Source organism: Massilia sp. UYP11 (genome assembly GCF_050434805.1).
Lineage (GTDB): Bacteria > Pseudomonadota > Gammaproteobacteria > Burkholderiales > Burkholderiaceae_D > Telluria.
On sequence record NZ_JBNDJE010000005.1, the window covers coordinates 157,460 to 178,240 of the forward strand.

Genomic DNA, 20,781 nt, shown 5'->3' on the forward strand with positions numbered 1-20,781 from the left:
GCTCAGGCGCCGCCGCCAAAAAGCGCTTCGAACTCGTCACTGATGGAACTCGGCGTAAGGACGAGGTTCGCGGCAGGCGATGACTGCGATTGGCAAGCGGCTTCCAGAAGGGACTCGACGTAGGCCGATCGGGACAGTCCCAAGGGAGCCCTTGCCGCGTCCAGCCTGGCGAGCGAACCAGGGCGCAGCCTCAGCAGCGCATGTTCATGGTCATTTTTGCTTTTGACGTATGACGCTTTGGACGCCTGCCGCTTTCGCTGGATGTCCGAGACCGATTTTTCTTCGCGCATGGATGCCTCCTCGAAGAGGCATTGCTGGCGAGCGATCCGCTCCGCCGAACGAAAACCCCGCCGAAGCGGGGAAGAGTTCAGTCAAAGAGGCCAATCAGTTCGTCTTCTCGCAGGTGAGAATATCGCACAAACGCATCGTAGGACTTATGTCCAACGATTTCCATCACAGCCCTGACGGGAACATCTGGATAATTAATGATCATTTTGCTGATCGATTCATGCCTGAGATCGTGAAACCTGAAGTTCTGAACTCCGGCCTGCCTCGCCATCCGGCGAAAAATTACAGAGACCGATCGAGGCGTAGGAAAAACCCAGAAAATTCGTGTTTCATCATCCCTGCTCAGCAATCTCAGCTTAGTAACTATCGATCGGGCTTTGCTGGAAAGGGGAACCTTGCGCTCCGTCCGCTTTTTAGTGTGCCCAAGCGGGATAGTCCAGATTTGATCGCCTCGTCCAATTTCACCCCACTCGGCAAGGATCAACTCTTGCAGTCGTGCGCCAGTTTCCAAACAAAGGTCGATAAGGCATTTCCAGTGCTCGCTGTGCTCCTTTTGTGCGATTCGATTTATGATTTTATCATACTCGCCGGTTTCAATTCTTCGAGTCCGCTTGACCTCCCATTGCTCGGGAAAACATTCGGTTGAAAACTCATTTTGCGCAGGAGTAACTCGATTTTGTTTCGCCCACCAATTGCATGCCAACTCGAAATAAATGAGATGAGCTTTGATAGTGCTATAGGCGTAAGGTTTGCCGTTGCGTCCATGGTGACGCATTTGGGACACGTAGCGTTCGACCCAGTCCTCGTTAGCGCTTGCGATATCCACGTCGCCAACAAGTTCAGCAGCGCGCACTAATGCATCTTTTCCTCGGGGGGAGCATTTTGGGGACTCACGGAAGGCGGCGATGACGTCGGACAGTTTTGCCCGTTCATAGGTTCGTTGGCCACCGATTTTCGCCGCTTGAGCCAGCTTGTATTTGGCTTCTGAGTTCAATGCTTTGCGAGCGGCGACTCGGATTTCTGAAATGAATTTTTCAGCGTCTTCTTTGGTGTCAAACGTTGCGGTTCGTCGTGGGGTGCCGCGAACTCGAGCATCTGCTGCAAATTTTATTGCGCCATTGGCAAGGATTATTTTTTTGATTCCCATGGGATCTCCGATTGAAGTGAATGGTTTTGAGTCGGAGGCAACTTGCTGACAAGCGGGTTTGCATCGCCACAAAAACGATGAAAGGCAGTCAAATTTTTTGATCCAATGTGGCGCTCAGATTCGCGGTGCGTATTCCAACTCGAATACAATGAAAGCGCTAACGGTCTGCTAGCACAAGGCTTAGTTTTTTTACTTATCTGAACAGAGCTATCAAGCGCACTCGCATTCATGGTGGAGGAGTGTGTTGACTTATTCGAGGAATTTATAGGAAAATTAATGTTATGGCTGTCATAACTTTATTTTATATGATGCTATATATGTGCTTTTGATTTTTTTTACTTGGCAGAACGAGCATTCTGCGGAAAACGCGCTGCGTTTCGCGCGGTTAAACTGGCCGACGAGCGGCACGAAAAGCGTCGTTTTTTCCGCTCGTCCCGGACCAAATCATCAGGCGCGCTCGTCGAACCACCAGCGATAGATGTCGCTCGCGGCGTCTTCCATGAGCGGGCCCCACTCGGGCTCGAAGCGAGCCTCGACTTCGAGCGTCTTCTCCAAATCATAGCCATGCTCATGCTCAAAGAAGCGCCCCTGCAGGGCGTCGCAGCGGACGCAGCCGTTGGAGAGGTAGGAGCCGCCCTCGGTGCGGCTGTGGCGCGGGCGCAGTTCGCCGATACCATGGGACTTCAACAAAGAGGCCGGAAGAATGCGGGCGACGACGCTGGCGCCATCTTTCAAGTTGTCCCCGAACGAATGGAGGTTGAGTTCGATGTCGGCGCATCCCGGCAGGACGCGGCTGGCGGCGAACGTGAGGCCCAGGACGAGGCGCGTGTCCTCTTTGCACTTCCAGCAAACGGTCGTTTCAGTGAGGACCTCGACGGGCATCGTCTGCCCAAGCGCCGGGGCGAAGCGCAGGCGTCCAGTCAGCGCGCCTTCGACGAAGCGCGAGAGCTCGACGGATTGGCGCCAATAGCGCGGCTCGTCCTTGTCCTTGGCGCTCATCCACTCGTTGTGGGACGGGGAGGGCAACTGGGCCATGAAGCGCGACGCTTCCTCATCGAAGACCAGGCGGAACGCGGGGACCTCCTTCTCGATCGGGAAGGCATGTTGGCGGAAGAACCATAGCGCGCGCACGCTCGAGGCCGCGTAGCGCTGATGCCTGCGCCTTGTCTCCGGGTTCTCCTGCCGGCTCCATTGGACCTCGAAGGCCACTTGGCGATGCTCATTGGTAGCGAGAACGTCCGCGATCCAAGGCTCGCCGTCCTGTGAGCATCCGGCGTGCTCGGCGACCGCCTCCCAGTCCGTCTGACGAACGCCCTCGACGATCGTTCGCTTCGCAAGCAAGTGCTCGGCCGATTCCGGCGCCGTCGCGCAAGGGCCGCGGCGCGCATGCGCGAAGTGCTTGGTCCCCAGCGCGCTGGTTCGAAGCGTGACGCCGGCGCCGCAGCACGGCATCCGGAGGTTCTTCTCCCGCGCGTTCTCGCGGCGCAGCGCCTCCCACGCTTCCTCGGACTCGAAGTCGAAAGCCATGAGGGGTTGGTCGTCGCGATGGCATTTGAGAGGCATGGGTTGGCGCGGGCAAAGAGGAAAGAAGGACGAAATCGTTTAGCAGCGGTTCAGGCTACCCAGAAGAGTCGTCGATGTCAAAGTCGCGTCCCAGGTCTCAACGCCGCAAACTGATTTCGCTGAGGCTGTCATGGCGGCGCGGGGCGCCGTCGCTATTCCGGCGAGGCCCATGGGCCTGCCGCAGTCGTTGGGTTTTTTGGGCCATCAGGCAGCCAGCGGCGCTGCGCGCCGCGCTTCGAGGACACGGCGGACGTCGGCGGCGCCAAAGCGCCGACCACAGGCCGCGGCGTTTCCCTATGGGTTTTGTAGTTCTATTTAAAACCTATGGCTCATAGGGAAATCGGCCAACTCAACGCGGGTTTGCGGCCAATTCAACGCGGGTTTTGAGACAAGTCGGCCAACTCAACGCCGGTTGCGGCCAATTCAACACCGATTCCGGCCAATTCAACGCAGGATTTAAGTGACGAAACCGAGGCAAGTGGAACTGCTTCCACCGTCCCGTAGGGACCAGATCGTGAAGCAAGCGTGAGTCCACGGCCCGCGCCTGCTCGTTGTAAACGGCGATGCGCTGCGCTATGTTGGCCAAGCAGACATAGGAGCGCCGCGATGAGCCGACCCCGAAAAGAAGATCTTTGTTTTGGACAGCTCGTGTTTCTCGAGAGCTTGGAGAGCTCTGAATTTCGCCCTCGGCTCGCTCGCGCCGCGTTAAATCTAGGAGGCTTGCGCGACGAATACCCTATCGACTTGGGCGAGATCGTGCGCCGGTTGCCGTGGCGGGAATGTCAGTCAGTGCTCGCGCTGGCCTCGCTGGCTGCCAGCGCGCCGTTTTCCTGGCCTGAGTCGCAGAAAAAAATGTTGATGGAGTGGGCGGCCTCACCGTTCGCTTAAGTCAGAGTTGCCTTGGTGATCGATGCGGTCTGGCCGTTTGCGTGGTCCTCCGCGTCGGCCATGCGCATCAATTCTCGTTGAGCTTGTTCCAGCGACAGATTGAACACCTCATAGTCGAGAAGGAGCTCGTGCTCAAAACGTGGATTGTGGGCTTCGGCGCTGGCCGCCATGGCCGCGTCCCACACTTTCCTTCTTTCTGTCCGCTGCTTGATTCGTTCTTCGAGCAGCCTCACCTCTTTTTCGTGGCCGCCGGCTGCCTCGAGAAATTGTGACAGCCGCTCGAGAAATTTCGAGTTTATCCCCTTGTTCAAATGCAGCTCTCGAAGCTCTTTTTCGATCAGAGACGAGTCCGCGAGTTCAGGAAATTTGTCGCGCAATTTTTGGAATATCTTTGGCCACGCCAGAAGACGGGCGCAATGAAGGGCTGTCATCGACGAGGGAAACCCCGCTTGGCAGGCTGCGTGAATGTAGTGCATGACTCCAAAGGACAGGGCGAAGCTGCCTTGGACTTTCAAACGCTTCAATACCTGGCGTTCACAATCAGTGGATGGAAAATCCATTCGTGCTCCTTGCGCGTGTTTGTCGATGCAGTCCTCATGGCCTGCGCGCCACAGGACCGCTCCGCCCTGTTTTCGTCATCATACTCGAACGCGTATCTCGCAAGGCGGGCTCAGGACCAATCTAGCGCCTCGATCGTTAACGCGGCTGCCCCGTTACGGCGAGGCCCCATAGGGCCTGCCGCAGTCGCTGGGTTTTTGGGCCGTCAGGCAGCTAGCGGCGCTGGCGCCGCGCTTGTTCGACACGGCGGACGTCGGCGGCGCCAAAGCGCCGATCACAGGCCGCGGCGTTTCCCTATGGGTTTTGTAGTTCTATTTAAAACCTATGGCTCATAGGGAAATCGGCCAACTCAACGCGGGTTTGCGGCCAATCCAACGCGGGTTTTGAGACAAGTCGGCCAACTTAACGCGGGTTGCGGCCAATTCAACACCGATTCCGGCCAATTCAACGCAGGTTCTCTGGCGCCGATTTCTCATGCGGGGACAAATCCGAGGCGCTTGGGCATCCGATGACGCAGGTCGCCAACGAGGCCTCTTTCGGCGTCCAAACTTCACGATTTTTCGGTCTGGGAACGACGCAAAAAACAGGCGAGCGCGAGGCTGTCCTGGTGTCTGTGCTCAGACATTTGAATGTTCGCTTCCATGCCTCGGCGTTTGGATTGCCGACTCGTCGACACTTCGCAGTGAAGCGCTGGCAATTTCGACTTGATCGGCCGATCGGACGAAAACGATGACTTCATAGGAGAGTCGGCCAACTCAACGCGGGTTGGAGCAAATGAATAATCGGGTATGCGTGTTTGGGCGGCCCATCCTCGTCGAGGAAGGCTTTCATAAGTTCAGCTATCGATCTCGCAAAATGCTAAATTTTAAACAGGCATAAGCGCGAGCATTGCCGGCCAAGACGACTTGAAATCACAGGCTTGGTCCGCCCCGTCGTTTCGTTGCAGTCGTGGCTGCAGGCACCTCGGCCGGGGCCGTTTTGGGCGGGTGCTTCACCACGGGCATCGCGGGACCACGGATCGCAAGCAGGGTCCAACGATCGCTCGCGTTGCCGACCGCTTCGCCCTTGTCGATCGACCAAGACGCGACCAGGTCGGGGCGAACGGACGCCAGCTCGCCCATCGCGGCTTCGAGCGCGGCCACAAAATGTTTGGGCTTCGAGACGTAGCCGCTCAGCTCGCGCAGGTAGCCCAAGGTGAGCGGCCTGGCGGGAGGCTTGTGGGTGGACAGGTAGTCGCGCAGCCATTGCCCGAGCAACGAGCGCGGGCCATCGCCCACCGCGCCGGCCATCGACGCTTGCATCGTCAGGGACAGGGCGGGCCGGATGAACGCCGGATCGAATCGGACCCTTGCGATTCGCCCGCGTCGCTCACTGGACATCACCAGCCAGCCGTTGGCCTTCGCGCCGTAGACCGTCGCGTCGAGCTTCGAGCGCGCAAGCCGTTCGATCGAGGCCCAGGCCGGTCGGGATTGGCCTTGACCGTAACCCGCCAACCGCGCCACTTCCGAAAGGCGGGCGTCGAAAGGTTCCGATGCGTCGATCCGGTCTCGCTTGGCGATCCGGATCAAGGCCTCCCAGACGCGTTTGTCCGCCATCGAAAGTCGTGGGCCCTGGAACGTCAGGGAGACGTCCCCGGCCGCTTTGAGCGGTCCCGCGCAGGCATCCCCAAGGTTTGGCCGCAAGGCCCCGAAAAGGGCGCTTCTCGACATGAATGCGGGGAACATGTCCTCGTGGTCGGCGTGAGGCAAAATTTTGGACATCGTGGACGCGGCGGGTGAGGCGATTTTGCCGAAGGCGCGTCTGCCGGCCGAGTCGCCCTGGCCCAGGCCTCTCGCCGCGAGAGCGTCGCTGGCTTCGGCGTCCTTGGGTGCTTCGAAAGGCGTGTTGGCGCCTTCGGACCAATCCTCGTCGCCTCCTTGGACATGCGCGTTGTCTCGCCCCCCGGGGGACGGTTCTGGGGTCCGTTGGGTTGTGGGCGCGCCAACCGCTGGCTTCGCGGTTGCTTGCGCCGCAGGCATAGGGTCGGGCTCGTAGACACTCGGCCAGCCATGCGGGTCGTCGTCGGGGACGGTTTGAGAAGTTTCCATCGCGTTCTCCTGGCAATCGATGAATGCGTAAACGATGGTTTACGCATTCGGGCGGGTTAACCCTTCTCAAGCGCCAAGCGGTTTGTCAATAGCCGTCGTCGCGATTCTCAAATCTCCTGAAAGCGCTCAGGAAAAACGGCGCGCCCTGGACCCACTCCGTCGCGCCATTGACCGGGCCGCGCTTGCTAAAGGCTCCCCAGCTCGGCTTTTGAGCCGAAATTTTCCAGAACCTCCGACACGCGGCCAATGGTCGCCCGCGCGTCCAATTCGATGCCGCAAGACAGGCTCGCGCTGGCGCCGCGCATGGCCGGCCGAGCAAACGCCAGCGCGCCGCATGGGCGGCGATCGCGAGGAGGCGGACGATGAATCACGAATTCGATGTGGAAAAGCTGCGCGCTAGGCGCCGATTGGATAACGGCCATACCCAGGGCCGGGCCCGGGCCCAGGGGCAGGACCACAGCCAGGGGAAGGGGCTGGGAGTAGATCCGCAGGAGAGGGAGGCGGAAGCCGGGCACGCAGCGGATGCTTCGCCTGTTCAGAATCCGTCCGAAACGCCAAACGTGGCTGGCATGGCGCAACGGGATCGCTATCGCGCCAAGCTGATCGCTCAATACAAGCTGGATTCGGAATACATCGGAGTCAGCCAGCTCGCGAGGATTTTGGGAATATCACCGTCGGCGATCTACGGGCACATGCGCAGCGGACGGTTCTTCCTTCCCTACCGAATGTTCAACGCGGCGCCCAAGATCTTCATCGACGACCTCGTGGAGTGGCACTGCTCGGGACGCGGCGTCGTGCCGGCCTTCGGGGCCAAGCCATGGCGCGAGCTGGCCGGGGACGATCAAGAGGGCGACGGAGGGGAGGGCCGAGCGCTGTCAAAGGCGGAGGTCGACGCGGCGGTCCACAAGGCTGCAGACGACGCCATGCGCTCGATGGGCATCGACCCTTCTAGCCGTCGACGTAAACAACCGAGCAGATAAAAATGGCGTCCCTGTGGACGCCTTTTTTTTATCTGCTCGCACGACTGATATTCGTCACTACAGCTCTATGAGCCAAGGAGTAAGCCAGCCCTAACTCGCTTGATCTTGTTCAGTCTACTCTTCACTTTTGCCAGGCGCTGAGTAGTTGCGCCGCTGTCGAACGACGATCACTGGCGAAGCTTTCTGAGGTATTGCCGTGTGTGCCGGTGCGACAGCAATTTGCGCGGCTCCCCATGGGGCGGCGCCAGCCGTGAGTCGGTCGTTCCACTCTTTCATTGCCCTGCTAGCTTGAATAATCTGAGCGCGATCCAACGTGCCCATGATGATGGGCACGTTGTGACCAATTGGCTTGAACCACTCTTCACTCCACTCGATCGGGACGGCTTTGCGAAAATCGAAGCGAGTAGTAAGTTTGAGATACGAGGTGCGCTGCGTGATCTCAATCTGGTATGGCTCCAACGCTCGCGCCAGCGTCACATTGGTCTGCCCACTCCCATACGCAGCCAGAACCAACCTCTTTTCGGGAATGACACCCGCGATGAGAACTGGATGAGGACCAGGACCAGGAAGGGTCGGATTTTCCTCGCGGGGAAACAGGCACGAGGCGATCGACCACTTGGAGGGCATCGACGCAAACGTCATGCTATCTGCGCCTTAGAGAAAATCGGAGAAAGAAACGCCAGGATGCTTTGCCCACATCGACTGAACCTCGACATCGGTCAGTTCGCGCGGAGCCGGAGCCACAGTCGGCGATTTGCTCGACGAGGGCGCTACGGTGATCGGCATGTCATTCATTAAGCATTGAGCAGCAGCGTGAGCGCTGTGCGTCATCAGTCCTAAAGTCGTCATCTGCAATTCTTTGGCCATTGTCAATACTCCTTTTGTGGTGCATTGCTCAACATTTGCGAAAGCACTTTACGTATATGATCTTTTATCACATACGGAGGGGGGCGCACTAAAAATATTCTAGTATTCGACCGGAGGTCAAGGCGCCGAAAAAAAAGTGAGTCCGGAAGCATAGCACAAGCCGAGCTCGGGTCCAGCAAAATTAATTTTAGCAACGATTTCTTCTCGATTTTGCGACGCGCCGCGCCGCGCACAGTTGCGCCAACTCATCAGGGTTCATAGGGAGTGCGGCGCGCTGTCGAAGCGCCAACCGATCTTGCGGCCTACAAAAAACTGGACGCTGCCATGTCGTGGTCGATCGGCATTAATCTACCCCGACGTTGACGACGCAGGCCGTAAGTGCTTGAAACAGGCGGCCGGAGAGCCGCGTTTGCGACCTAAACTACAATGCTTATCATTGAGATCAATGGGAACCGCGCGTGAAACGATGGCATATGGCACCAAAGAAGTTCGCGGGGACGATCGAATTCGAAGGTCAAAGCCGCAGCGTGCGGTTTTCGGTGGCGATAACAAAAAAGGGCGCGCCCGAAGTGAAGCTGGACAAGTTGCCTTACGAAGAGTCGACAAAGTTCATCAGCGCCGCGTCCGACGGGCAAGAAGCGACGCGACGTTTTGCGAACTTCACGCTGACAGGCCAAACCCGTGACGGAATGACCTTTCACAGCGACTCGGTCATCATCCTCAGGTTAAGCAGCTCGTTCTCGGACAGCGCGCCTGCGACCATGCAGCCAAAGCTGTTGTGCACGAAATGCAAACTTGTCTCCCGAGCAGATCCGAACGCGAGGGCGGGAGTGCGTTTCCTATTGAGAGGCTTCGATTGCATCAGGCCAATCTCCGCGACCTGCCGCCTTGGAACGGTTGAGCTGTCCGGTCCCATGATCGTGACTACATCGGAAAAAAATCACGTGGCAGGCGCGCTCGTGATCGATGGACCGCCTCCGAACGCTGATTTTGCTCCCTGGCGAGAGGACGTTGAAAGCTTGTTCAAGCATGTGCGCGCCATCTTATCTTTCGCCCGCAGTGCCCAAGTGCATGCCCCTTTGGTGGAAACCGTTTGGGACGGGCGGATTGAAGTCGTGGCTCGATATCGAAGTGACGACGATGATAACCAGCCGATGAACATTTTTACGCCTTTCAACTATGAGACGATTTTTCGCCGTGCGGTTTCGTCCCACTTCGACGAGAAGCCGCGGGCGAAGAGCATCAACATCGCTATCGAGTGGTTCACCATGCAGCATGGCTACCGCGAGGCAAAGTTAACTTCGGCGATGACCGTATTGGAGCACCTTTTGACCAACAATCTATCCCGAACCGATATGGAGCTACGCAAAGACAAGCAAGCCAAGGCATTGCGTGCCGCCATGTTGGATGCGGCAAAGCGGTCGCTGGAGGGGCTGGGCGTTCCCGGCGAGGACATCGAAGCGGAGTTGGCGACGATGCGAGACAAACTGGAAGATATCAACCGTCGGCCATTGAAGGACAAAATCCACATTCTCGCTAAACGCTGGGGCGTCCCCATGGACGAGATCTCCGATGATGCGCTTGGCGCCGCCAAGCGCGCTCGCGACCACGTCGTCCATCGTGGCCAGTATCTGCCGAAGGACCCGAACGAGGACATGATGGCGCATGTCCGCCTCGCGCGCGAGCTGGTGGTCCGATTCGTCCTTGCCGCGTTGGAATTTGAAGGGACTTACGCCTCGCCGTTGACAGGCGACCGCAGCCGCATGTTCAAGACGCTGGCGCCGAGCTCCGATTGAACCGATTCGGCTTAGCGTCTACTCGCGCCGCGGAAGCAGCGTGACCACTTTGACCCAATAGGGCCTGCAACTGTCCAAAACAATCGCGGGCCGCTCCGGGTGATTGGAGCAGAGCACGATGGCGCCGCCGATGAGGCGCAAACAACGGAGAAATCGGCCAAGGCCTGCGATCTCGGCGATGACAAGATCGCCTTCGCTCGGGATCAAATCCATGTGAGCCTCCAACGTCGCGCCGTCCTCGATGCCCAGCGACGCTAGCTCGCGCCCACGGGCGATGACCAAGCGACGGGGCGATTCGCAGGTTTGACCGACTGGCTCGCTTGGGCATACGCCCCATTCCGAACGGGATGCTTGATCGCTGGCGCGGACTTCGGCCGCCCGCTGATCAAGCGCCGTCATGAGCGCGTCGCTGTTCCAGGCAGGGGGAACGCCACCAGGGGCCGCTCCGTCTCGGACGCAAGCCGCTTCGATATCAGAAGCGTCGAGGCCTTCGACCAAGCGAGCGAACTCCTCCACCGGGAGAGGATGGTCGTCGATGGATTTGTTCTCGCTGTTTCGCTTCGCTTTGTTTTTCATGGGCGCAGGCTCCGAGCGCCGGCGGTAGCGAAGGCTGCGCCTTTTTGAACGCCCCGTCGGCGTCAAAGTCTCGCTGTATTCCGCAGCGCGCGCAAGACCCTTTTTCTCGCCGCGTCCAACTGGGCCGCGCACAGCCCGAGCTCTCGGCGCAGCTCCGCGGCCGGTGCCTCGGCCACGAAGCCATCGAGCACGCGCGCGGCGATCGGATCGCGCTCGGCCAAGCGTCCCCGCGCCGACGCCACTTTGCTCCAAGCGATCTGGAAGTCCTGCGCCTGCGCGGCGCAGTCTTCGGCAGAGGCGTGCGAGGCATGGTCCCCAGTCGTCCATTCCAAAATATCTTCAACCGGCGCCCTGACGGCCATCGCGTTCTCGCTGACGGTGCGGTCGGCATAGGCGACGCTGCGCATCGTCATCGCGAGAAAGATCGCGAAGTCCAAACCCAAAGGCCAGTTGCGCCGGCCCTCGACCGCGAGATAAAGCGCTTCGTGGACCAGGTCGAGCGGCTCGGAAAAGCGGGTGCCGCCCAGATGCTTGCGGGCGATCGCATGGATGACGCGCCGCTCCCGATCGGAGAGATTGGCGAAGGCGTCCATGATGTCCTGCGGCGTGGCGTGTTGGGTCATTGTGCATTCCAAAGTTGATGTGATGTGGGCTTTGCTCAGATGGCGGTTCAGACGCCGCCGCGGCCCGGCGGCCCGACCGGAGGGGCGAAACGCCGGCCGTCGGGGCGAAGCGAATGCGATGGCGCTTGAAAGGTCTCGCCTGCATTGCCCGCGCAGGAGGCGAGGCGATGGAGCGAAGAGACAAGACATGGCGCGACCTTGGAGCGATGCCGCTGGTGGCGCCAACGACAAAGCGCGTGGGCGTGTCATCGTGGGCGTTTGCCGGTGTCGCGTTGGGGGTGGTGTCGGGAGTGGCGGCCCTGGCGCTCTCGTGGCGGCCGTGGCCGGGGCTCGAAGCGCCCGTCGGGGGACTTCGGGAGCATGCGGGGATGGCGATGCGCTGGGCGATCCATCAAGCCTTCGCGCCGGCATTCGCGCGCGAAGCTTCGGACTACGCCTCAGGTTTGGCGGGGCTCGGGCCTTCGGCCAAATTCGCGCTGCAATGGCGGGCCTGCGCCGCCGCGTTGGCAGCTTGCCTTCCTGCCGCGTTGCTGGCCCCGAGGATGCTGCGGCCCCGCGACGGGTTGACCGTGCTTCGCGGGCCGACCAGACTCGAAGGCGAGGCGGCCAAGAGCGAGCTGCGCAAGATGCTGTCCAAGCGCGCCGCTGTTCGTCCGGACCACGACGTCGCGCCAAACGTTCCCTATCCGGCCGATATGTGGACCCGGCACATGCTCGTCGTCGGAGGCGTGGGCAGTGGAAAGTCGACCGCGTTGAAGCCGCTGATCGCGAAGGTCGTCAACGCGAACGAACGCGCGCTGATCTTCGACCCCAAAGGCGAATTCACAAAGGGGTTTGGCCGGCCCGCCATCTTGGCGCCTTGGGACGCGCGCTCGGTCGCGTGGGACGTGGCGAAGGACATGCGCAACATCGGCGACATGCGCCGGCTCGCGGCAGCCTTTGTCCGAGAAGCGCAAGATCCCATGTGGTCCAACGCCGCGCGCCAGCTTCTCGTGGGGTTCATGGTCTACCTCAAAGCCACGCGCCGCAACGACTGGGGCTGGAAAGAGCTCGACGAGATCGCGTCGGCGCCGCAGACCGATATTTTGCCGATGATGGAGGAGCACCATCCGGAGGCTGTCCGCGCCGTGGAGCGCGCTTCGGTGACGACGCAAGGCATCCTGATCAACCTCGCGTCGTTCATGTCGCCGGTGCGGGACTTGGCGCAGGCTTGGGGCAATATCCCCAAAGCGCGTCGAGTCAGCTTCGTGGAATGGACGCATGGGCGAGACAAGCGAAAACAGATCATTTTGCAGGGGCACGGGGCGTATCCAGACTTGGCTAAAAGTTGTTTGGAGGGGATCGTTGGCGTGATGGCCGCGATCGTCAACAGCGTCGAGATGGACGACGATCCCCGTCGCAAAATATGGTTCATCGCCGACGAGTCGGCCCAGATGGGGAAGATCCCGCTTCGGCCACTGTTCGATGTTGGGCGCTCTCGCGGCGTCCGCTGCGTTGTCGCTTGCCAAGACCTCGGCCAGCTTGAAGAGATCCATGGGGACAAGACGGTGAAGGCCATCGTGTCAATGGCGGGTTCGATCTTGTTGGGCCAGATGATGCCAGGCGAAACGTCCGAACAGCTTTGCAAGGCGTTGGGCACTCGCGAAGTGGAGCGAGCGAACGTGTCGGCGTCGGTCGGGGCCGGATCGGGCCGCTCGACAACGCTCTCATTCTCGCGCGACGAGCTCGCCCTATACAAGCCCTCGGAGCTGGCCTCCCGTCTGGGCCTGACCGCGGACGGGCGGGGCGTGCGGTTGGCCCTTTGTGTCGCGGGGAACGCCTACGAGTTGTTCTGGCCGCGCTTTGACATGGATAACGCTCGGCGCGCTCACGTCCCAGCGCCTTGGACACGCCGCTTTGTCTTCGATGATGTCCAGTCGCTGGACGCCTCCGTCCCGGACCGGGAAGAGTCTGAGAACGTGGCCATGCTGGCCGACGCCGAGCCCGTCGCAGGCGCCTCGGTTGGCGCGGTCCTGTCTAGCGACGGGAGCGAGCTGCCCCTGAATGGAGGGGATGCGCTGTCGGCCGAGCAAGCGGCTGAACTGGCGGATCTGCTTGACCTTGTCGACGACCTGGATGAGGAGCCGCATCGACAAGATGGAGCCACGGCCTCCATGCCCAGCCTCGCGGAGATCGAAGCGTTGCTGGCTAACGTGGACACCCACTGACTTCCATGCGCGTCGCCGGCCCTCACAGATCTCCGACGGCGCGCATCCTACGCGCCGTTTAGCGGGCTCCCCGCCGCAGGACGACGACGGCCAGCATTCCGCGAAGCGCCCATGGGGGCGCATCAACCGGAGATGCGCATGGAAAAGAAACAGCGATGCACGAGGTGTGGAAGTTCGACGGATTGCGGATGCGATGATCTGTATCCTCTGTTTGCGGCAGACGGCTCCGACAAGGAGCATCTTCGGCGCCAAACGCCCCAAGAAGCGCTCGATGAAGACATCGACAACAGGAAACTCTCCGCGATTCTCGCGCGGCTTAGGACTTTGTGGACTCGGAGCGCCCAAGAACGGCGAGCGTCCCGGTTGGATGGCGGAACCATTTTTTCGGATGCCGACTGGATCGCGCTCAGCGAGTCGGCGCTTTTCGCGAAGTTGCGCGAGGATGATGGCGGTGGCGGCGGGCCCAGCCAAGTCTCGCCTCCACCGGCCCCGACTGATGGGGGCAATAACGATCGCGACTCGTTGCAGCGAGGCGCGCGATGAGCGCCCCGGCAGTGGCAAGCGAAACCGTCGCAGCGCGAGTGGACGTCAAGTCAGAAATCGCCAAGCAACTGATCGAGGCCATGGAGCGAGGCGACACGCCCTGGCAGAAGCCTTGGAACTCCCAAGCCTTGCGCCCCACGAACCCCACCTCGGGCAACGGCTACCGGGGCATTAATCGACTGCTTCTCGCCATGTCCGGGCGGGATGATCCGCGCTGGATGACTTACCAGCAAGCCCAGGCCAACAAATGGCAAGTGCGCCGCGGCGAGAAAGGAACGGCCATCGTCAAGCTCGTCGAGCTCAGTCCCCAGGAGGCAGGGCAGGCCGGCGGCGATGCCGAGCAAGGGCAAGAGGCGGGCGGGCAGCGTCGGGCGTTCGCGCTCAGGCGCTACACCGTGTTCAATGCTCAGCAGATCGATGGGGTTCCGGAGCTCGAAGCGCCGGCGCCGCTGGACTTCGACCCCGTCGCACGCGCTGACTCGGTGATAGCGGCCCTGCAGGAGAAAACCGGACTGATCGTCGTCCGCAAAGGCGCGCAGGCATGCTACATCCCGGATCTCGACGAGATCCGGCTGCCTCCAAAGAAGAAGTTCAACAGCGTCTACGACTACTACGCGACCGCCATGCATGAGGGAGCCCACAGCACCCTCCATGCGAAGCGCCTGGACCGCAAGGAAGCGCTGTCGAAAAAGTGGGGCGACGAGGCTTATGCGGTGGAGGAGCTGCGTGCGGAAATCTGCTCAGCGATTATGGCGGCGGAGACGGGTGTGCCAGTGTCTCAGGCGCACATCGACAACCACGCCGCCTACCTGCAAAGCTGGTTAAAAGTGGTAGCGGCCGACCCCATGGCCATCTTCTCAGCCGCCAGGGATGCGGAGCACATGGCTGGCTACATGCTTGATTTGGAAAAGCAGCGATCGGCGATCGGGCAGCACCAACAATGGGTCGAAGAATACGACAACGCGAGGAGCGCTTGATGGAAAAGACAATCTGCGAGAACTGTGGCGAGTTGGAAGGCTCATGCGCCTGCCGTCGACGCTTTTGCTCGGACTTCTCTGGCGACGAAAAGCTCGTCTTCATCGACGGGCACGACGACGCCCTCCTGGGCGTGGCGGAGGTGGAGGGCGATACTCGCGTGGTCTATGATCATGGCGCGGTCATTCGGCGGCTGATGCGCCGCGACGGCATGGACCTGGAGGGAGCCGAGGAGTTTTTCAACTGCAACATCGAAGGATGCAACGTCTCGCCATCGGCACCGATCTTTTTAAGGCCCTGCTGAGGAAAAAAATGTGTGATGGAACGCCACCCTTGAGGTGGCGTTCGCGTTCACCGCGCTGACTTCATAACGTTCGAGGTTTGACCGATGCGGTGTCCGCGCATGCCGCTTGAAGCGTCGATGCTTCCTCCAAACTCTGCAGCAACTGGGAGAAGCGCATTGCGTCTTCGAAACCGGGATCGTCGGGGTCGGCATGGAATGCTGGCGCGTAGTTCTTGGCTTCGTAACCGTCCAGATCCCGAGCGCTCGGATTGGATAGGGGAAGCAAAAGCTCCGCGCATGCGGTCGACATCGCTCCAATGGCGAGCATCAGCGGCGTTGCGCCTTGGAGATCGACAGCGTTGGGATCAGCTCCATATCGCAGGATTGCTCCGAGCCCCGAGCGGTTGCCCGCCGCGGCAGCGATGTGCGCAGGCGTCATGCCCTGCTTGTTCGTCGATTGAGCAAGCGCCCCATTTGAGGCCAGCGCGTCGATCAACGCCGCGTTGCCCTCGACGGCCGCCACAAGTAGCGCGTCGCGGATATCTGAATCAGGGATATCGCCGCCAGTGAGCGAGTAGATTTTCTCGATATCGCCGCTGGCGATAGCGAGATGGAAATTCGACAGCGGCGCGCCAAGGCGTCGCTCATGGAACTCTTGGCGGTGGCGCGCCTTGATCTTTTCCAGCCATTCCCGATCGTCCAGTTGCGCCCAAAGAGGCGCGAGGAGCTTTCGATGGCTATTGGTGGAGTGGCGCATCAGGGCGGCCTCGCCAGCTTCATGAATGTCTTGAATGGACCAAGGCTTGCGCAGTTTGTCCAGCGACGCGCCGCGAGGAGCAACCCCGTTAGCGGAAGGTTCCTCAGGCCAGAAAAACTGGACGATGTCGATTGCGGTGATGGAGGTCATGGGTCGCCACGCGGTGGAAGAGCATCGGTAGGCCAGCATTGAGCTGGGACGTCCCATCCACCCTATCGCTCCGTCGACGCGAACGCAAATTGGCGCTCGTCGCGACGCCGTGGCTGCTTTCGGTCGTCAACCTACACGTAGGGCACGCAGTCAATCGGCACGTTGATGATAAACGTGGTGCCATGGCCCGCCGAGCTTTCGACCGCGACGAAGCCTCCGTGGCTCTCGGCGACGCGTTTGACGAAAGGAAGGCCCAACCCCCACCCGACGGACGCCGCCGCGGTCACGTCACGCGTGAAATACTCGAAGATCCTGTTTTGTTGCTCGGCGGGGATGGGCGCTCCGCTGTTGTGAACCGACAAGATTAGTCTTTCCCCTCGGCGCTTAGACTCGATGTCCACCGCTTGACCGTCGCCATACTTGACGGCGTTGTTGACCAGATTCTCCAAGGCTCGCCGCATCGACTTGCGGCACCAGATTCCAGGAAGCGCATCGCAGCGCGTCCGGACGCGCGTCGAGCTCATCTGCCGATACTCGGCGCAAACCTCCTTCACCAAATCGGCCATGTCAAAGCTAGATAGCTCCAAGGGCAGCTTGTCGCCATGAGCGAAGGTGAGGGCGTCGAGAAGTTCGCCCACCATCTCCTTCAGCCGGTCGGCGTTGTTGGCGATTTTTTCTGCCCACCGCTTGGCCTGGTCGGGTCGGCAAGAACGTTGGACCAGTTGAGCGCCGTTGAGCACCACCGCCAGCGGCGTGCGCATATCATGTGAGATCGAGGCCGCCAGCCTGCGCCGCAATTCTTCCTGGGTGAAGGCGAACGCGTGCAGTGAATCGCACAGGGCCAAATCGATCAGGCGGTCGATGGCCACGCGATCTTCCGCCGTCAAGTCGAGGTGGGCGGCGGCGAATTCGCTGATCGTCTCGCGCGCGAACTGATATTCCTGCGCGATCTGCTCCGGTCCATAATTGGCGCATCGGGCTCGCTCCGCGCCGTGGGATGCCGCGATGTCGGCGCGGTCTCGAAATGGTTTGGAAAAATCAGGGGTCAGGGCTTCGGCGATGTCGACGAGCAACGCGGGCAGCATGAAGGTCAAGGCTTGGCTGGACAGGGCGTCGGCGCCGACGATCCGCGATCTGGCCACAAGCTCCCACTTCGAGGCGATTTCTTCGCCATGGGCCAAGAGCTTCTCTCCGTTTGGCGAAAGCCCCATCGCTTCGAGGCGTGGTTCAAGCGGCATGGCGGTTCCGATCCAGTGGATGAGGACTGCTGCTAATCGCGAGAGGATTGACGGATAGACGTCCAGTGGTGCCAACGAGGCGCCATCGGAGCGCGTTCAAGCCCATGAGACGGGTCCTTGAACGATCGAATATCTTGCCTGGATCTTAATACGAATCGAGCCTTTGCGATCTCACTTCGATAATTATTTCTTTCGTTAAAATCATACGCGAGGAACCACGCCCCCTTGTCAATGTTGGATTCACGCCACGGATGAGGATTGGGATATAGAAGCAGGATGTTTCTCCTAATGCTATAGTGTGAAGTTAATTTCCATAATAATTCACAAATGATGAGCGTTGGAGCTTTGTTGGCGGATCAACGATTGAATGTCCGGCGAATTTTGGTCATCGACGACAACGCCGACGCCGCGGACCTACTTGGCGCGATCATGGCCATGGAAGGGCATGTCGTGGAGGTGGCCCACGGCGGCCGCGAGGGCTTGGCTGCGGCCGCCAATTTTCTGCCGGACGTGGTGTTTCTGGACATTGGAATGCCCGGAATGGATGGCTACCAAGTGGCCATCGAGTTAAGGCGCAATCCTTCGCTGGTCGCCGTGCGAATAGTCGCGCTGACAGCTTGGGGCGACGCCGAGTCGCGCGCGCGCGTCGTCGAATGTGGCTTTGACGCTCATTTAGTGAAGCCGGCTAAGATCGAGAGCTTGCTTAACGAGGCTATCTTGGTCCGCGCTGCCAAGTGAGCTGGGTCCATGCAGATTGTCGTGGCGACCCAACGCCACGCCATCGCATCGGATGGCGGGTGGAGAGTGAGCTTGAATTAAACCCGGCGATGAGCCCTATCGCGGGATTCCACACAACGCGCTTGCGTGTGCGTCGTCAGTCTGCGCGATCTGTCGAGCTGCTGGACGGAACCACATAAGGGCGGCAATCGACGGGGATGTCGATCAGGAAGGTGGTGCCTGTTTCAAGCGAGCTGTCTACAGCGACGCTGCCGCCGTGGCTTTCGGCGACGCGCTTGACGAAGGGCAGCCCCACGCCCCAGCCGACGGTCGCATCCGCGCGTTCACGGGTCAAATAATCAAAGATCGCGCCGTGGCGTTCTTTGGGGATCGGCTCACCGGTGTTGCGCACGGAAAGCATCAATCTCCCACGCGTTTGGGTCGCCGCGACGCGCACTTTCGAGCCGTCGCCATATTTCGAGGCGTTGTTGATCAGGTTTTCCAAAGCTCGCCGCAGTGACCCGCGGCACCAGAACCCCTCAACAGGCTCCAACGAAGTGTCAAGTTTCATTCCGCCCGGCTGGCCATACGAAACGGCGACATCGTCCACCAAGTCGACGATGTCGAATGATGAGAGGGTCATCGGGAGTTGATCGCCGCCTTTCGAGGTCAGGGCGTCGAGAAGCTCTTCCATCATGTCTTTAAGTCGGATGGCGTTGTTCGAGATCTTCGCAGCCGCCCGCTGGGCCATGGCCAAGTCCGGCGCCATTTGAACGACCTCGGCGCCATTGAGGATCACCGCCAACGGGGTGCGCATGTCATGCGACAAGGCGGCAGCGAGCTTGCGGCGCAAGTCGTCTTGAATGGAGACGAACTCGCGCACAGCCTCGCGCACCGCGCGGTTGATCGAGCGGTCGATGATCGCCCAGTCGCTCGCCGTCAAATCGATCTTGCCCGAAGCCTCTGCCGCGATTGATTCGCGCAAAATCTGATACTCGTGGATAACTTGGTCTGGGCTGAACGACGTCATGCGCGCGCGTTCGCCACCGTGGACGGCCGCCGCGTTGGTGTTGCTCGTCGCGTCGCGGCGGTTGTGGCCTGGGCTGAGCGCCTCGGCAATATTGTCGAAAAAGGCCGGGATCGTGTTGGTGAGCACGGGGCTGCGAAGCTCGTCGGCGCCATCGATGCGCGAGCGGATTTCGCGCTCCCAGCGAGCGATGGTCGAATCTCTCAGCGCGACGAATTTGCGTCCAGTGTCGGACAAACCGTCGTCGGCGAGATTTTGATCGGTGGCCAAGTTCATGTTCATTCAGGTGAGAATAGTTCCGGCAAGCTAGCAGCCTGCGTTGCCGCTTAATAAGAAGCCTTGGAGCGAGAGTAGGCGATCCAGCGCTCTCTGTTGAGCGCGCAATTCTACTCCCTTGGCGCTCTCGGTCGCCCCGACTTGTGGCGTGGAGGCCGCACAATTGATCCACTTTCTTTACCTCGCTTCAATTGAAGCGAACGCCCGGGAGGCGCCCATGGGTTGAGGCATAATGGAATCGAGGCCGCCGCTGAACAACGCCAAGCTGTTCGATCCAGAAGAGGTGAACCATGGGCCAACAACGTCCTTCTCGCCGCATCCTAGTCGTCGACGACAACCCCGACGCGGCGGAGCTCGTCGCGCAACTGTTGGCCTTGGAAGGCCACGAAGTGTTCTTTGCGTGCAGCGGCGCCGATGCCCTGGCGGTGGCCGATCGATTGGTTCCCGAAGTGGTATTCCTGGATATTGGCATGCCAGGCATGGATGGATATCAGGTCGCGTCGGCGCTGCGCCGCTCGGGCCGCTTCTCTGGGACTCGCATCGTGGCCCTTACCGCGTGGGGAAACGCCAAGGCCCGCGAGTGGTCGGCGGCCACGGGATTCGACGCCCACCTTGTCAAACCGGCGCGCGCTGAAATTTTGCTGCGGGAGGTAGCTCAGCGCGCTGGTGGCCTAATGGAGCGCTAACGATCGCCGCACGACTTGGCAGAGAGCGCGTTCGCCCTCGCGCCGAAAGTGTTTCGGATCTGCATGCCGACGATGCGCCGCGCTGTGTGTGTGTTTTGCTTTGGAAAGCGAGTGAAATTTGTCAGACTTCGAAGTGGTGGGCCCGATCACCAACATCGAGACCATTGCCGAAGGTGGCGGCATTCGGTGTCTCGTTCGTCTAAAGAAGTTTTACTCCGGAAAGAACTGGAAGAAGAAGAAAGGGCAGGCGCTCATCAGAGAGCAAGGTTGCGCCCCAGCGTTGGCAGAGATACATTGGTATGAAGCCCATGGTATCGGCAAAGTGGAGATGAAGATCAAGGAATATTTATGACAAAGTTAAAGTGCATTGCCAATCAAGGCTATAGCTTTTCCCTTGAGGTGGGCCAAGAATATGAATCGATTCCAGACAGGAAAGCGGAGCAGCGCGGGCGTGTGCGGATCGTAGACGAGTCTGGCGAAAGTTATTTGTTCCCCTTGAGGATGTTCGTTGCCGCTGAGCCTGAGGTATCGCCAGTGCCCAGCAAGCGC

The 20,781-nt window shown here is 60.2% G+C and carries 22 protein-coding genes; 10 read left to right on the forward strand and 12 right to left on the reverse strand.

Features of this window, described 5'->3' with window-relative positions:
* Positions 1-2: 2 nt before the first annotated feature.
* The 3 genes from ABIB38_RS11180 to ABIB38_RS11190 all read right to left on the reverse strand — a co-directional run bounded on the left by ABIB38_RS11180 (position 3) and on the right by ABIB38_RS11190 (position 2,962).
* Entirely contained in the window at positions 3-290 is a 288-nt protein-coding gene (locus tag ABIB38_RS11180; protein WP_429203845.1) for a hypothetical protein, read from the reverse strand.
* A gap of 77 nt (positions 291-367) precedes the next feature.
* Positions 368-1,435, reverse strand: coding sequence for a tyrosine-type recombinase/integrase (locus tag ABIB38_RS11185; protein ID WP_429203846.1), 1,068 nt, complete (start codon positions 1,433-1,435; stop codon positions 368-370).
* A gap of 447 nt (positions 1,436-1,882) precedes the next feature.
* Complete coding sequence (locus ABIB38_RS11190; protein WP_429203847.1) at positions 1,883-2,962, reverse strand: competence protein CoiA; 1,080 nt, start codon at positions 2,960-2,962, stop codon at positions 1,883-1,885.
* A gap of 642 nt (positions 2,963-3,604) precedes the next feature.
* On the opposite strand from ABIB38_RS11190, the gene ABIB38_RS11195 reads away from it, so the two are divergent.
* Positions 3,605-3,886, forward strand: a complete 282-nt coding sequence (locus ABIB38_RS11195; RefSeq protein ID WP_429203848.1) for a hypothetical protein — start codon at positions 3,605-3,607, stop codon at positions 3,884-3,886.
* Here ABIB38_RS11195 and ABIB38_RS11200 read toward each other — a convergent pair.
* Both ABIB38_RS11200 and ABIB38_RS11205 read right to left on the reverse strand, forming a co-directional pair.
* Positions 3,883-4,446, reverse strand: coding sequence for a hypothetical protein (locus ABIB38_RS11200; RefSeq protein ID WP_429203849.1), 564 nt, complete (start codon positions 4,444-4,446; stop codon positions 3,883-3,885). The two genes, ABIB38_RS11195 and ABIB38_RS11200, sit on opposite strands and share 4 nt — an antisense overlap.
* A 909-nt stretch (positions 4,447-5,355) precedes the next feature.
* Positions 5,356-6,531: a hypothetical protein gene (locus ABIB38_RS11205; protein ID WP_429203851.1), complete on the reverse strand. Its 1,176-nt coding sequence runs from the start codon at positions 6,529-6,531 to the stop codon at positions 5,356-5,358.
* Between the two features lie 362 nt (positions 6,532-6,893).
* Here ABIB38_RS11205 and ABIB38_RS11210 point away from each other — a divergent pair, with 362 nt between their 5' ends.
* A complete protein-coding gene (locus ABIB38_RS11210; protein ID WP_429203853.1) occupies positions 6,894-7,511 on the forward strand; it encodes a helix-turn-helix transcriptional regulator in 618 nt (205 codons plus the stop codon).
* Between the two features lie 114 nt (positions 7,512-7,625).
* On the opposite strand, the gene ABIB38_RS11215 is transcribed toward ABIB38_RS11210, so the two are convergent.
* On the reverse strand, positions 7,626-8,153 hold the full coding sequence (locus ABIB38_RS11215) for a hypothetical protein (protein ID WP_429203855.1): 528 nt from the start codon (positions 8,151-8,153) through the stop codon (positions 7,626-7,628).
* 12 nt (positions 8,154-8,165) lie between these two features.
* Positions 8,166-8,378: a hypothetical protein gene (locus ABIB38_RS11220; protein WP_429203857.1), complete on the reverse strand. Its 213-nt coding sequence runs from the start codon at positions 8,376-8,378 to the stop codon at positions 8,166-8,168.
* Between the two features lie 473 nt (positions 8,379-8,851).
* Between ABIB38_RS11220 and ABIB38_RS11225 the strand changes: the two genes are divergently transcribed.
* Positions 8,852-10,174 carry a hypothetical protein gene (locus ABIB38_RS11225; protein ID WP_429203859.1) on the forward strand — a complete coding sequence of 441 codons (1,323 nt, stop codon included), beginning with the start codon at positions 8,852-8,854 and terminating at the stop codon, positions 10,172-10,174.
* A gap of 18 nt (positions 10,175-10,192) precedes the next feature.
* Here the strand turns inward: ABIB38_RS11225 and ABIB38_RS11230 are convergent, their stop codons facing one another.
* Both ABIB38_RS11230 and ABIB38_RS11235 read right to left on the reverse strand, forming a co-directional pair.
* Entirely contained in the window at positions 10,193-10,750 is a 558-nt protein-coding gene (locus tag ABIB38_RS11230) for a hypothetical protein (RefSeq protein ID WP_429203861.1), read from the reverse strand.
* Positions 10,751-10,812: 62 nt separating this feature from the next.
* Positions 10,813-11,373: a hypothetical protein gene (locus tag ABIB38_RS11235; RefSeq protein WP_429203862.1), complete on the reverse strand. Its 561-nt coding sequence runs from the start codon at positions 11,371-11,373 to the stop codon at positions 10,813-10,815.
* A 125-nt stretch (positions 11,374-11,498) separates the two neighbouring features.
* On the opposite strand from ABIB38_RS11235, the gene ABIB38_RS11240 reads away from it, so the two are divergent.
* The 4 genes from ABIB38_RS11240 (at position 11,499) to ABIB38_RS11255 (ending at position 15,402) form a co-directional block, all read left to right on the forward strand.
* Entirely contained in the window at positions 11,499-13,580 is a 2,082-nt protein-coding gene (locus ABIB38_RS11240) for a type IV secretion system DNA-binding domain-containing protein (RefSeq protein ID WP_429203864.1), read from the forward strand.
* Positions 13,581-13,718: 138 nt separating this feature from the next.
* A complete protein-coding gene (locus ABIB38_RS11245) occupies positions 13,719-14,123 on the forward strand; it encodes a hypothetical protein (protein ID WP_429203866.1) in 405 nt (134 codons plus the stop codon).
* Positions 14,120-15,100 (forward strand): ArdC family protein, encoded by a 981-nt coding sequence (locus ABIB38_RS11250; RefSeq protein ID WP_429203868.1) that lies wholly within the window; start codon positions 14,120-14,122, stop codon positions 15,098-15,100. Before ABIB38_RS11245 ends, ABIB38_RS11250 begins: the two co-directional genes overlap by 4 nt.
* Entirely contained in the window at positions 15,100-15,402 is a 303-nt protein-coding gene (locus ABIB38_RS11255) for a hypothetical protein (RefSeq protein WP_429203869.1), read from the forward strand. The genes ABIB38_RS11250 and ABIB38_RS11255 overlap by 1 nt, the downstream gene beginning before the upstream one ends.
* Before the next feature lie 61 nt (positions 15,403-15,463).
* Here the strand turns inward: ABIB38_RS11255 and ABIB38_RS11260 are convergent, their stop codons facing one another.
* Complete coding sequence (locus ABIB38_RS11260; RefSeq protein WP_429203871.1) at positions 15,464-16,288, reverse strand: ankyrin repeat domain-containing protein; 825 nt, start codon at positions 16,286-16,288, stop codon at positions 15,464-15,466.
* Positions 16,289-16,419: 131 nt separating this feature from the next.
* Complete coding sequence (locus tag ABIB38_RS11265; protein ID WP_429203872.1) at positions 16,420-17,526, reverse strand: sensor histidine kinase; 1,107 nt, start codon at positions 17,524-17,526, stop codon at positions 16,420-16,422.
* 348 nt (positions 17,527-17,874) lie between these two features.
* Here ABIB38_RS11265 and ABIB38_RS11270 point away from each other — a divergent pair, with 348 nt between their 5' ends.
* The gene (locus ABIB38_RS11270; protein WP_429203873.1) at positions 17,875-18,264 is read left to right on the forward strand and encodes a response regulator; all 390 of its coding nucleotides are present in this window, start codon (positions 17,875-17,877) and stop codon (positions 18,262-18,264) included.
* Between the two features lie 136 nt (positions 18,265-18,400).
* Here ABIB38_RS11270 and ABIB38_RS11275 read toward each other — a convergent pair whose 3' ends face one another.
* Positions 18,401-19,546 (reverse strand): sensor histidine kinase, encoded by a 1,146-nt coding sequence (locus tag ABIB38_RS11275; RefSeq protein WP_429203875.1) that lies wholly within the window; start codon positions 19,544-19,546, stop codon positions 18,401-18,403.
* 290 nt (positions 19,547-19,836) lie between these two features.
* Here ABIB38_RS11275 and ABIB38_RS11280 point away from each other — a divergent pair, with 290 nt between their 5' ends.
* Both ABIB38_RS11280 and ABIB38_RS11285 read left to right on the forward strand, forming a co-directional pair.
* Positions 19,837-20,232 carry a response regulator gene (locus tag ABIB38_RS11280; protein ID WP_429203877.1) on the forward strand — a complete coding sequence of 132 codons (396 nt, stop codon included), beginning with the start codon at positions 19,837-19,839 and terminating at the stop codon, positions 20,230-20,232.
* 118 nt (positions 20,233-20,350) lie between these two features.
* Positions 20,351-20,584, forward strand: a complete 234-nt coding sequence (locus ABIB38_RS11285; RefSeq protein WP_429203879.1) for a hypothetical protein — start codon at positions 20,351-20,353, stop codon at positions 20,582-20,584.
* Positions 20,585-20,781: the final 197 nt, after the last annotated feature.